General features: G+C 71.6%; 9 protein-coding genes, 1 rRNA gene, 1 pseudogene and 1 other annotated feature (1 of these 12 cut by a window edge). Of the genes and pseudogenes, 3 read left to right on the top strand and 8 right to left on the bottom strand.

Annotated elements, in window-relative coordinates; translation table 11 throughout:
- From SACPADRAFT_RS33835 to SACPADRAFT_RS0209935, 3 genes and pseudogenes are all read right to left on the bottom strand, one after another.
- Positions 1-234 (bottom strand): annotated as a pseudogene (locus SACPADRAFT_RS33835) (hypothetical protein); the annotation flags it as partial.
- The gene (locus SACPADRAFT_RS0209940; protein ID WP_007024846.1) at positions 231-599 is read right to left on the bottom strand and encodes a WhiB family transcriptional regulator; all 369 of its coding nucleotides are present in this window, start codon (positions 597-599) and stop codon (positions 231-233) included. The pseudogene SACPADRAFT_RS33835 and the gene SACPADRAFT_RS0209940, both read right to left, overlap by 4 nt.
- 623 nt (positions 600-1,222) lie before the next feature.
- The gene (locus SACPADRAFT_RS0209935; RefSeq protein ID WP_051442430.1) at positions 1,223-3,364 is read right to left on the bottom strand and encodes an ATP-dependent DNA helicase UvrD2; all 2,142 of its coding nucleotides are present in this window, start codon (positions 3,362-3,364) and stop codon (positions 1,223-1,225) included.
- A gap of 57 nt (positions 3,365-3,421) precedes the next feature.
- On the opposite strand from SACPADRAFT_RS0209935, the gene SACPADRAFT_RS0209930 reads away from it, so the two are divergent.
- Positions 3,422-4,153, top strand: coding sequence for a DUF4191 domain-containing protein (locus SACPADRAFT_RS0209930; RefSeq protein WP_007024848.1), 732 nt, complete (start codon positions 3,422-3,424; stop codon positions 4,151-4,153).
- 52 nt (positions 4,154-4,205) lie between these two features.
- On the opposite strand, the gene SACPADRAFT_RS0209925 is transcribed toward SACPADRAFT_RS0209930, so the two are convergent.
- Positions 4,206-4,691: an RDD family protein gene (locus tag SACPADRAFT_RS0209925; protein ID WP_028662361.1), complete on the bottom strand. Its 486-nt coding sequence runs from the start codon at positions 4,689-4,691 to the stop codon at positions 4,206-4,208.
- A 230-nt stretch (positions 4,692-4,921) separates the two neighbouring features.
- Between SACPADRAFT_RS0209925 and glnA the strand changes: the two genes are divergently transcribed.
- On the top strand, positions 4,922-6,346 hold the full coding sequence (glnA, locus tag SACPADRAFT_RS0209920; RefSeq protein WP_007024850.1) for a type I glutamate--ammonia ligase: 1,425 nt from the start codon (positions 4,922-4,924) through the stop codon (positions 6,344-6,346).
- Between the two features lie 145 nt (positions 6,347-6,491).
- The gene (locus SACPADRAFT_RS0209915; protein WP_007024851.1) at positions 6,492-7,085 is read left to right on the top strand and encodes a YdeI/OmpD-associated family protein; all 594 of its coding nucleotides are present in this window, start codon (positions 6,492-6,494) and stop codon (positions 7,083-7,085) included.
- Positions 7,086-7,145: 60 nt separating this feature from the next.
- On the opposite strand, the gene SACPADRAFT_RS0209910 is transcribed toward SACPADRAFT_RS0209915, so the two are convergent.
- From SACPADRAFT_RS0209910 to rrf, 4 genes are all read right to left on the bottom strand, one after another.
- Entirely contained in the window at positions 7,146-7,592 is a 447-nt protein-coding gene (locus tag SACPADRAFT_RS0209910; RefSeq protein WP_007024852.1) for an acyl-CoA thioesterase, read from the bottom strand.
- Positions 7,593-7,668: 76 nt separating this feature from the next.
- Entirely contained in the window at positions 7,669-10,647 is a 2,979-nt protein-coding gene (locus SACPADRAFT_RS0209905; RefSeq protein WP_007024853.1) for a bifunctional [glutamine synthetase] adenylyltransferase/[glutamine synthetase]-adenylyl-L-tyrosine phosphorylase, read from the bottom strand.
- Positions 10,648-10,668: 21 nt separating this feature from the next.
- Positions 10,669-11,421 carry a type 1 glutamine amidotransferase gene (locus SACPADRAFT_RS0209900; RefSeq protein WP_007024854.1) on the bottom strand — a complete coding sequence of 251 codons (753 nt, stop codon included), beginning with the start codon at positions 11,419-11,421 and terminating at the stop codon, positions 10,669-10,671.
- Positions 11,422-11,506: 85 nt separating this feature from the next.
- A 5S ribosomal RNA gene (rrf, locus tag SACPADRAFT_RS0209895) occupies positions 11,507-11,623 on the bottom strand.
- A gap of 93 nt (positions 11,624-11,716) precedes the next feature.
- Positions 11,717-11,940: a sequence feature (23S ribosomal RNA rRNA prediction is too short), on the bottom strand (it continues 114 nt past the right edge of the window).

The following is an 11,940-nucleotide window of genomic DNA, read 5'->3' as shown; positions in this document are numbered from 1 at the left end:
GGCGAGGCGCGCCCAGCGCCGCGCGGACCGGGCACGGCGCACGTCGCAGCGCGCCGCGGACCGCCGCCGCAGATCGCGTATTCGTTCCCGGGCCAGTTCCTCGTGGATCAACATCGCGGTCTCCCTCCTGAGGTCGATCTCCGTGCCGGGGTGCGCGCGTCCGGTGCCACCGGGGGCACGGCGTCCCCGACCACCGGGCTGCTGTCGGTACTCGCAGGTGATGGCGGTGTTCATGCGGCGCTCCGTTCGCGGTCTTCTCCGGTGGTCTCCGTGGTGTTCTTGCGTGGCCGCCCACGGGGACGCTTACGGGCCACCACGGCGCCCCGTTCGAAGATCTCCCCGCCCCAGACACCCCACGGCTCGCGCCGGGCGAGCGCGCCCGCGAGGCAGGACGATCGGACCGGGCAGTCGCCACACAGGTGCTTGGCCCGCTCCAGTTCCGCCGGGGCCTCGGCGAACCAGAGGTCCGCGTCCCCCGCGCGGCAGGGCAGGTCGTCGTCGGGCGTGGTCACCGCGTCGAGCAGGGCGGCGACACCACCACCGTCCCCCCGCTCGTCGGTCGGCGCCTCCTGCGATGCGGAGGCGAGGGCCGAAGACATTGACGTTCTCCTTCTTGTCTTCTCGGCAGTGTTCTCGTATCCGGTTGCCCGGACGGGTTCACCCCGGTCCGGGCCCTGAACAGCAAAAAGGCCGCGGACCCGAGTCGGTTCCGCGGCCTTGACGAGCCTGTTCCTCTGACACTCGTCAGGGAGCACGTCCCGGTGGGCAAGGCGGAACCCGGAGCTGCTTCACGTTCAGGAAATCGGCGATCATCCGACGGACCGGCACGCCGGCGGCGGCATGCCGCACGCCGACCTCGGCACGGTGCGCACGCGGTCGGCGCACACCGCTCTCCGCACACCGCGACACGGACCAACGGACAGCCGCACGGGTACGCGGACACGCGCGCACCCCCGCATCGGCAGCCGCGGACAGGGCGGGGGGAACGGAAAGGCCGGAGATGCCGGTCGGTTCGACGCTCTTCATTGCCGGCACCTCCTCTCCGCGCATTCCGTCCCCGACGGTGCCGGGATCCGGGAATCGACTCACCCAGTGCTCTGCAGGCTATGGTGCCGGGACGGCCGGGGCAACCGATTTTTCGAGCTTCCGCACGATCGGCGTCGGATTTCCGCCGCCGTGGCGGTACGACGCCCGCTGACCTGCGCGGAGCGGCATGTCGACCTTATCGGCCCACGGATGCATCCCCCTGATCGGGTGAGGACCGCACCACCGCGAGCACCTCACCACCGAAGCGCTCCAACTTCGTCGCGCCGATCCCCGCGATCGACACCAGCGCACTCTCGTCGGTCGGCCGTTGCTCGGCGATCGCCGAGAGGGTCGCGTCGGTGAAGACCACGAACGGGGGGACCTTGAGCTCCCGCGCCCGCTCTCTCCGCCATTCCTGCAGCCGGGCGAGCAGGTCGGTGTCCACATCGGCCGGACACCGACCGCACCGGCCGAGCTTGACGTCCATGGTGGACAACAACGGCGCACCACACACCCGGCACACCGGCTTCGGCGCGCCGCCGCCCCGCCGGTCCCGCACCCGCGAGGCCGGATGGTCGTCGGGGACCAGCCCCTGCAGGAACCTGCTCCGCCTGCGGTGCGCGCGCCTGCCTGGCGCGCGGGCCAGCGACCAGGACAGCGACAGGTGTTCCCGGGCCCGGGTCACACCGACGTAGAAGAGCCTGCGCTCCTCCTCGATCGCCTCGTCGGTGTCCGCGTGCTGGATGGGCACCGTCCCGTCGGCCAGGCCCACGAGGAAGACCGCGTCCCACTCCAGCCCCTTCGCCGCGTGCAGGGACGCCAGGGTGACGCCACCGACCTCCGGCGGGTGTTGTGCGGAGGCGCGCTGCTCCAGCTCGGCGACGTACCGGGCGAGGGTGGGGTTCTCGGATGTCGCCACCAGGTCCTCGGCCAGATCGAGCAACGCACGCAGCCCGTTCCACCGCTCCCGCGCCGCACCGCCGGAGGGGGCCCGCGCGGTGAGCCCCTCCCGGGACAGCACCTCCCGGACCACGCGGACGAGCCCGTCGCCCTCCCCCGCACCGGGAGCCGGGGCCGACCCTCCCTCCGGACGTGCGGTGGCGGTGCGCAGCGCCGCCATGGCCCGCCGGATCTCGGTGCGGGCGAAGAACCGCTCACCACCGCGCACCACGTACGGCACACCGCGCTCGGACAGCGCCTTCTCATAGGCCTCGGACTGCGCGTTGACGCGGAACAGCACCGCGATCTCCCCCGCGTCCGTGCCCGCCCCGATCAGCTCGTCGACCCGCGCCGCGACGGCGGCCGCCTCGGCCTCCTCGTCGGGGTGTTCGGAGAACGCCGGTTCCGGCCCGTCCGGGCGTTGCCCGACGAGTGTCAGCCGGGAGCCCGCGGGTCTGCCCCGGGCCGCACCGATCACCCGGTTGGCCAGGGCCACGACCTGGGGGCTCGACCGGTAGTCCCGTTCGAGCCGGACCACGGTGGCGTCCGGGTACCGGCGGGTGAAGTCGAGCAGCGGCCGGGGCGAGGCACCCCCGAACGAGTAGATGGTCTGGTTCGCGTCGCCGACCACGGTGACGTCGTCCCGGCCGCCGAGCCACGCGTCCAGCAGCCGCTGCTGTGCCGGGGTGACGTCCTGGTACTCGTCGACCACGAAGCAGCGGTACCGCTCGTGGAACTCCTCGGCCACGCTCCGGTGCTCCTCCAACGCGGCCGTGGTGTGCAGCAGGAGATCGTCGAAGTCCAGCAGTCGGCGGTCGTTCTTCGCGCGCTCGTACGTCCGGTACAGCTCCGCGATCTTCTCCGCGGGGTGCCCGACGTCGCGTCCGCGCCGCGCGGCCACCGCCGGGTAGTCCTCGGGCCCGACGAGGCTCGCCTTCGCCCACTCGATCTCACCCGCCAGATCCCGCACGACCTCGACCTCGGTGGGCAGGTCGAGCGTGGCGGCGGCCCTGCCGACCAGGCGGATCTTGTGGTCGAGCAGCTCCCACGGGGTGTCCCCGACCACCCGGGGCCAGAAGTACCGGAGCTGGCGCAGGGCGGCGGCGTGGAAGGTCCGCGCCTGCGCCCCCTCGACCCCGAGCCTGCGCAACCGGTCGCGCAGCTCCCCCGCCGCCCGCGCGGTGAACGTCACCGCGAGTACCTGGTTCGCGCTCACGTGACCGGCGCGCACCAGATGGGCGATGCGGCGCGTGATGGTGCGTGTCTTCCCGGTGCCCGCCCCGGCCAGGACGCACACCGGGCCCCGCGGCGCGCCCGCCGCGGCCCGCTGTTCGGGGTCGAGACCGGCGAGCGGATCCCGCTCCCGGTCGGGCCGAACCACACCTGCCACGTTCGGCATCCTCGCAGAGGGGACCGACGGACCGGGCTCCCCCCGGCCGCCCGTATTCTGGGAATCATGGCGGGAAAGCAGGACAAGGAAGCCGCGAAGCAGGCCAAGCGCGAGAAGAGGGCCGCCTCCAAGGAGCGGCGGGGGCAGATCTTCCAGGCGTTCAAGATGCAGCGCAAGGAGGACAAGGCGCTCATCCCCTGGATGCTGGGATCGTTCCTCGTGGTGGTGGGGCTCGTCTTCGGGCTCGGCTGGCTGCTCGGCATCCAGTGGTGGCTGCTGCCCATCGGCATCATGCTCGGCGCGCTCGCCGCCATGATCATCTTCGGGCGCCGGGTGCAGCGGACCGTGTACAGCCGGGCGGATGGGCAACCCGGTGCCGCCGCCTGGGCGCTCGACAACCTGCGCGGTCGGTGGAAGGTCACCCAGACGGTCGCCGCGACGACCCAGCTCGACGCGGTGCACCGGGTCCTCGGCGGACCGGGCGTGATCCTGGTGGGCGAGGGCTCACCGCACCGCGTCCGGAACCTGCTCACCCAGGAGAAGAAGCGCATCGCGCGGCTGGTGGGGGAGACACCGATCTACGAGGTGCAGATCGGCAACGAGGAGGGCCAGGTCCCACTGCGGAAACTGCAGAACCACCTGATGAAACTCCCGCGCAACCTCAAGCCGAAGCAGGTCGACGCACTCGAGACGAAGCTGTCCGCCCTCGGTAACCGCGGCGGTGCCGCCATGCCGAAGGGGCCTGCGCCGCAGAACGCGAAGATGCGCAACGTCCAGCGCTCCGCCCGCCGCCGCTGACCCGCCCCCGGCGATCGCCACGGCGTCACCACGGGTCGCCACGGCCGGGCACTCAGCGCATCGTGACGACGACGGTGCCGGTGGCCCGGTCGTGCCAGCCCCGGCCGTCCTGATCGCGGACGGCCGGGGGGACGATGAGGAAAGTCAGCACGCACCGGACGACGGCGCGCCACAGTCCCACCGTGGCACTACCGTCCAGCCGGGCCACCCGGATACCGGTCAGCGCCATCCCCGGGGTGAAGCCGGAGAACGTCACGGGCACCACGGTGACCACGGCCCACATCGCCAGCGACCACAGGTTGTAGGCCTGCATCACGTCCGGATCCGTGTAGTCGGGCGGGAAGAACAGGGCCGTCAGCAGCGAGGCCAGCACGAGATCGACGAGCAGCGTGCCGAACCGGCGCCCACCGCCTGCCGCGGCGCGGGGGCCCCGCTCGGGGAGCCCGAGTCGTTCACCGGGCCACCGGGACGGCTCCCGCCCGTCCGCCGCCCCACCGTCCGAGAGTGTCGAGAGCCATTCGCCCGTCCATCGTGCCACCCGTCCAGGGTATTCGGTGGGCACGACGCCGGATATTCCTGGTCAGCCGGGCACACACCGGACGGGCCACCGTTAACACCGGCGAAACACACGGGTGACGGTCGGGCAACACCGCGCGCTTAGCGTGAACCGCACAGAGCCGAAGAGAGCACCGCAACCCGAAGAGAGCACCCGAGCACCGGAGCACTGCCGCACGAGCTCGACGCTCGAACACGAAGGAGCCACCGAGGGTGTCCACTACTCCAGACGATGTCCTCCGGCAGATCGCCGACGAGGACGTACGCTACGTCGACGTGAGGTTCTGCGACCTGCCGGGCGTCATGCAGCACTTCACCATCCCCGCCTCCGCCTTCGACGCCAAGACCTTCGAGGAAGGGCTCGCGTTCGACGGCTCGTCCGTGCGCGGCTTCCAGTCGATCCACGAGTCGGACATGCTGCTGCTGCCGGACCCCGCCACGGCCCGCATCGACCCGTTCCGCACGAACAAGACCCTGTCGCTGAACTTCTTCGTGCACGACCCGTTCACGCACGAGCCGTACAGCCGGGACCCGCGCAACATCGCCCGCAAGGCCGAGCAGTACGTCACCGAGTCCGGCATCGCCGACACCGTGTTCTTCGCGCCGGAGGCCGAGTTCTACCTGTTCGACTCGGTGCGGTTCGACTCCTCCGAGCACGCCAGCTTCCACGAGATCGACTCGGTCGAGGGTTGGTGGAACACCGGCCGCCACGAGGAGGGCGGCAACCGCGGCTACAAGACCCGGTTCAAGGGCGGGTACTTCCCGGTGCCGCCGGTCGACCACTTCGCCGACCTGCGCGACGAGATCTCGAACACGCTGACCGCCTCCGGCTTCGAGCTGGAGCGGGCCCACCACGAGGTCGGCACGGCGGGGCAGACGGAGATCAACTACAAGTTCGACACGCTGCTGCACTCGGCCGACGACCTGCAGCTGTTCAAGTACATCGTGAAGAACGTGGCCTGGCAGGCGGGCAAGTCCGCCACCTTCATGCCGAAGCCGCTGTTCGGCGACAACGGCTCGGGCATGCACTGCCACCAGTCGCTGTGGAAGGACGGCGCGCCGTTGTTCCACGACGAGGCGGGCTACGCGGGCCTGTCCGACACCGCGCGGCACTACATCGGCGGCATCCTCACGCACGCCCCGAGCCTGCTGGCGTTCACCAACCCGACGGTGAACTCGTACCACCGGCTGGTGCCCGGCTACGAGGCCCCGGTCAGCCTGGTGTACTCACAGCGCAACCGCTCGGCGTGCGTGCGCATCCCGATCACCGGCGGGAACCCGAAGGCCAAGCGCATCGAGTTCCGCTGCCCCGACGCCTCGGGCAACCCCTACCTCGCCTTCGCGGCGATGATGATGGCCGGCATCGACGGCGTCCGGAACAAGATCGAGCCGCCGGAGCCGATCGACAAGGACCTCTACGAGCTCCCGCCCGAGGAGGCCCACGGTGTCCAGCAGGTCCCCGGCGACCTCGGCACGGTCCTCGACACGCTGGAGGCCGACCACGACTACCTGCTCGAGGGCGGCGTGTTCACCCCGGACGTGATCGAGAGCTGGATCGCGTACAAGCGGGAGAACGAGATCGACCCGCTGCGGCTGCGTCCGCACCCGTACGAGTTCGCCCTCTACTACGACGTGTGACCGTCGCGCCGGCCCCGGGGGGACGCCACCTCGTGCGCCTCCCCCCGGGGCCCGGCGGTCACTGGTCGGCGACGCCGCACACCGGTAACCCCCGTCGAGCGCATGTGACACGGACCATCCCGAGCGCGGACAGGGGGGACCGAGCGTGACCGAACAGCCCACCCCGGCGTTCTTCGCCCGCCCGGCCGATTGGCGCGGTTGGCTGGAGGAACACCACGACACGGCGACGGAACTCTGGGTCGGATTGCACCGGAGATCCGCCGACCCCTCGGGTATGACCTGGTCGGAGGCTGTGGACGAGGCGTTGTGCCTGGGATGGGTCGACGGACAGCGCCGCAAGGTGGACGACAGGCGTTACATGATCCGTTTCACCCCGCGCAAGCCGGGAAGCGTGTGGAGTGCGGTGAACACCGACCGGGTCGGACAGCTGCGGCAGCAGGGTCGGATGCGCCCCGCGGGCGAGGACGCCTTCGCACAGCGGAGTGAGTCCCGCGCGGGTTCGTACTCCTACGAGCAGGACGCGGACTCGGTCGCGTTCGATCCCGGGGAGGAACGACGGCTCCGCGCCGACACGTCCGCCTGGACCTTCTTCACCGGTCAGCCCGCTTCGTACCGCAAGGCGGCGACGTGGTGGGTGGTCAGTGCGAAGAAGGAGCAGACCCGGGCCAAGCGGTTCGAACAGCTGCTCACCGACTCGGCGAACGGCCGCACGGTCCCACCGCTGACCCGCCGGAGGTAGCGACTCACCACCGGAGTGGTCCGTCGGTGGCGGGGTCGACGGCCAACCGCCGGGGACCCGTCAGCCGGAGACCGGGGCGGCCGGACCGCAGAGCACGTCGAGGTCGACGCCGGCCTCGGCCATCCGGTCCCGGGGTGCGGGCACGAGTTTGCGGGCGTTCAGATCCATCAGCCCGAGCGTGCAGCTGATCTCGGCGGACAGCGTCCCGTCCGTCCGGATGATCTCGTTGGCCATCCAGAACACCTTGCCGTCGCCGAACGTGGCGTGGCAGGTCACGTCGACCTCGTCACCGTCGCGCAGTTCGCGCCGGTAGCGGATGTGCGACTCCAGCAGCACGGGCGCGATCCCGCCCTTGCGCATCTCGTCGTGCCCACCCGCCCGGTGGAACAGGTCCAACCGGGCGACCTCGGCGTACTGGTGGTAGACCGCCTGGTTGACGTGGCCAAGGGTGTCCAGCTCGTAGTGCCGCACCCTGATCCGGGTGCGCGACGCCTCCTGCTCAGTCACGCGATCACCTTAAGCCGCCCACCGCGCCCGGCCCATGGCGGTGACCCCGACTGTGATACTCCCGACCCGGGAGCACTCACGACTCGTAGAACAGACGCTGCACCACCGCGTGGGCGCGTCGCGTGGCCCGGCGGTAGGTGTCCAGGAACTCGCCCGGATCGTCGTCGGCGGAGTAACCGAACACCCGTGCCACCGCCGCCAGTTCGCGGCCGGACGTCGGGAGCTGGTCGACCGCCTTCCCCCGCACGAGCATCGCCACGTTGCGCGCCCGCGTGGCCAGCTCCCACGCCTCGATCAACACCGTTACGTCGTCCTCCCCGGCCAGGTCCGCGTCGGCGAGCGCGCGCAACGCCGCCGGGGTCGACGTCGTCCGCAGGCCGGGGACGGCGTGCGCGTGCCGCAGCTGCATCAGCTGCGCCGTCCACTCCACGTCGGCGAGGCCACCACGGCCGAGCTTCGCGTGCGTGGTCCGGTCGGCACCGCGGGGCATCCGCTCCGTCTCCACCCGTGCCTTGATCCGGCGCACCTCGCGGACCTGGTCGGCGTCCAACCCGCCCTCCGGGTAGCGCAGGTGCTCGATCCCGGAGAGGAAACGCGCGCCCAGGTCGGCGTCCCCCGCCACGAACCGCGCCCGCAGCAGTGCCTGGGCCTCCCAGACCGCGCTCCACCGGTCGTAGTACGTCAGGTACGAGTCGAGGGTGCGCACCAGCGGACCACTGCGCCCCTCCGGGCGCAGGTCCGCGTCCACCTCGAGGGCCGGGTCCTGGCTGGGCGTGCCCAGGGCCCGGCGCACCGTCTCCGCCACGGTCGTCGCGAACCGCACCGCCTCGGTCTCGCTCGCGCCCCCGGTCGGTTCGCACACGAACAGCACATCGGCGTCGGAGCCGTACCCGAGCTCGGCACCGCCGAGCCGACCCATCCCGATCACCGCGAGGGTCGCCGGCGGGCTGTCCGTCCCGGCGGCGCGCTCCCGGACCGCCGCCTCGAGGGCACTGCGGAGCACCGCCGCCCACACCGACGACAGCGCGTGACAGACGTCGCCGACGTCGAGCAGCCCCAGCAGGTCCGCACTCGCCACGCGCAGCAGTTCGTGTCGGCGCAGCGAACGGGCCGCCACGACGGCGGCCCTCATCCCGTGCTGTCGTCCGGCTGCGGCGCGCAACGAGCGGGCGACCTCGGCGGGATCCCGCCCCGCGAGGCGCTGCGGCTCGCCCAGCAGCTGCAGTACCTCCGGGGCGCGCACGAGCAGGTCCGGCACCAGCCGGGACGTCCCCAGCAGGGTGGCCAGACTCTCCACGACCGCGGCCTCGTCCCGCAGCACCCGCAGGTACCACGGCGTCTCCGCCAGCGCCTCGGACACCCGCCGGTAGGCGAGCAGGCCGCCGTCCGGGTCGGGCGTGTCCGCGAGCAGGTCGAGCAGCACCGGCAACAACGTCTGCTGGATCGACGCGCGGCGGGAGACCCCGGAGGTGAGCGCCTCGATATGGCGCAGCGCGCCCTCCGGGGCGAGGTATCCCAGCGCCGCGAGCCGGCTCTGGGCCTGTGCCGTGGACAGGCGCAGCGCCGCGGTCGGTACCCGGGCGACGGCGCCGAGCAACGGCCGGTAGAAGAGTTTCTCGTGCAGACGGCGGATGCGTTGGACGTGCCTGCGGAACTCAGCGAGCAGGATCTCGTCGACCGTCCGGCCCCGGGTGGGTGCGATGCCCGACGCCTTCGCCAGCCACCGCAGCTGTTCCACGGCGCCGGGATCGGGGAACAGGTGGGTGCGGCGCAGCCCCCGGAGCTGGAGCCGGTGTTCGAGGACGCGCAGGAACTCATACGAGGCACGCAGCTCGGCGGCGTCGGCCCGGCCGACGTACCCGCCGGACCCCAGCGCCTCCAGCGCCTCGGTGGTGGAGGCGGACCGCAGCTCCGGATCGGCGCGCCCGTGGACGAGCTGCAGCAGTTGCACCGCGAACTCCACGTCCCGGAGCCCGCCCCGGCCGAGTTTCAGCTCCCGTTCGGCGATCTCGGCGGGCACGTGCTTCTCCACCCGGCGGCGCATGTGCCGCACGTCCTCGACGAAGTTGTCCCGTTCGGCCGCCGACCACACCATCGGGGCGACCAGTTCGGCGTAGCGGCGGCCCAGCTCGCCGTCACCGGCGATCGGGCGTGCCTTGAGCAGCGCCTGGAACTCCCACGTGCGGGCCCATTTCCGGTAGTACGTCTCGTGCCCGTCGAGCGAACGGACCAGTGCGCCGGTGCGGCCCTCCGGTCGGAGCCCGGCGTCGACCTCGAAACAGGCCTGACCGACGACCCGCATCATCGTGGTCGCCAGCCGGGTCGCGGCCGCGACGTCGTCGCCACCGACGAAGACCACGTCGACGTCGCTGACGTAGTTCAGTTCGCGTCCGCCGCACTTGCCCATCGCGAGGACCGCGACGGTGCCGTCGGCCGGGGTACCGACCTCGCGCTCGGCGACGCGCAGACCGGTCCGCACCGACGCCTCGGCGAGTGCGGTCAGCCGCTCCGTGATCCGGTCCAGGTCGAGGCGTTCCAGCGTGGGCTCGACGAGGTGGCCGAGGTCCGCGGCGGCGATCTCCAGCACGATCGCCCGGTACGCGCGGCGCAAGGCCTGCTCGGCCGCCGATCCGGTGGCCGGGGCACCGTCCTGCCCGTCGGCGACGGCGTCGGCCAGCACCCGGTCGTACGACCCGGGGGCGGTGAGGTCCTCGCCGGCCAGTGCGCGCCACAGACCCGGCTCGGTCACGAGCAGATCGCTCAGCGCCGTCGACGCCCCCGCGATGGCGAGCAGCCGTCCGCGCAGCACCGGGTCGTCCGCGAGCGCCGCGGCCAGTTCGTCCCAGCCTGCGTCGTCGGCGGTGCGGATCCGGTCCAGCACGATCAGCGCCGTGTCCGGGTCCGGGGTGCGGGAGAACGCGGTCAGGATCGGCGCCGCCCCGGCGGGGGGTCCGGTGGCACCCCACCACCCGGCGGCACGGAGCCGTTCCTCGGCCCGGTCGTCGGCGAACCCGTACCGGGCCGCCGACACCGCCGGCCGGATCCGCTCACTCATCGCCGCCCACCCGGATCCCGGTCATGCCATCGGGAGCGTGTAGCGCGGTTCGACCGGGTCGATGCGGGAGGCCGCGAGATCGGCGAACCGGTGTGCGAAGGTCCGCCAGGTCTCCGCGATGTCGGCATGCACCTGCGCGAGACGGTCCTTCTCGAGTGCACCCGGCCGCGCCGTCGCCGCCTTCTCCGGCGCGTCGCCCGCCCACCGCGACACCACCTCCGGTGTGGTCTCGATGTGGAACTGGATCCCGTACACGCGGCGCCGCAGGCGGTAGGCCTGGTTCGTCGCCCGGGGTGACGACGCGAGCAGTTCGGCCCCGGCGGGCAGTTGCTCGATCGTGTCCTCGCGGAACTGGAGAACGTCCTGCATGAGCGGCAGCTCGGAGAACAGCGGGTCGACCCAGGCGGCGTCCTTCTTCGACACCAGGGCCGGTCCGACGTCCGGCCCCTTCGGGTCGGCGCCCACGCGACCACCCGCGGTCACCGCGAGCAACTGCGCACCCAGGCAGATCCCGAGGGTGGGGACGTCCCCGGCCACCGCGGCGCTCAGCAGGCCGCGGACCGACGACAGCCACGGGTGTCCGGGCGCGTCCCCGGCCCGCATCGTGCCGCCGAGGACCAGCAGCCCGTCCCAGCCGTCGAGGTTGTCCGGGAGATGGTCGTCCGGCGATCGACGGGTGTCCAACACCGCCCCCTGCTCCGTCAGCCACGCGTCGAGCGAGCCGATCGGCACGGTGGGGTCGGGCTGGACGACGAGAATCCGGGGAGAGCTCACGGTCCCACCCTACGACCTCACCCCGGGCACAAAAAAAGGAGAGGACCGATCCTGTCCGGATCGGTCCTCTCCCTGTCAGTTAAGTGTTCGGCGGTGTCCTACTCTCCCACACCCGAGCGGGTGCAGTACCATCGGCGCTGGTGGGCTTAGCTTCCGGGTTCGGAATGGGACCGGGCGTGTCCCCACCGCTGTAACCACCGAACAACCCTCCGAAACAGTCACCCCGCGGGTGTGTCCCAGGGCGTGGTGTTTCAGAGTTGCAGAGTGGGTGCGTAGCATGTTTGTGGTCAAGCCCTCGGCCGATTAGTACCAGTCCACTCGAGAACACATTGCTGTGCGTCCATGTCTGGCCTATCAACCCCATGTTCTGTAGGGGGCCTTACCCACTCGAGGGTGGTGGGAGACCTCATCTGGGAACGGGCTTCCCGCTTAGATGCCTTCAGCGGTTATCCTTTCCGAACGTGGCCAACCAGCCGTGCCCCTGGCGGGACAACTGGCACACCAGAGGTTCGTCCGTCC

This window comes from Saccharomonospora iraqiensis subsp. paurometabolica YIM 90007 (genome assembly GCF_000231035.2).
GTDB lineage: Bacteria > Actinomycetota > Actinomycetes > Mycobacteriales > Pseudonocardiaceae > Saccharomonospora > Saccharomonospora paurometabolica.
This window is presented reverse-complemented; position numbering and strand designations above follow the sequence as displayed.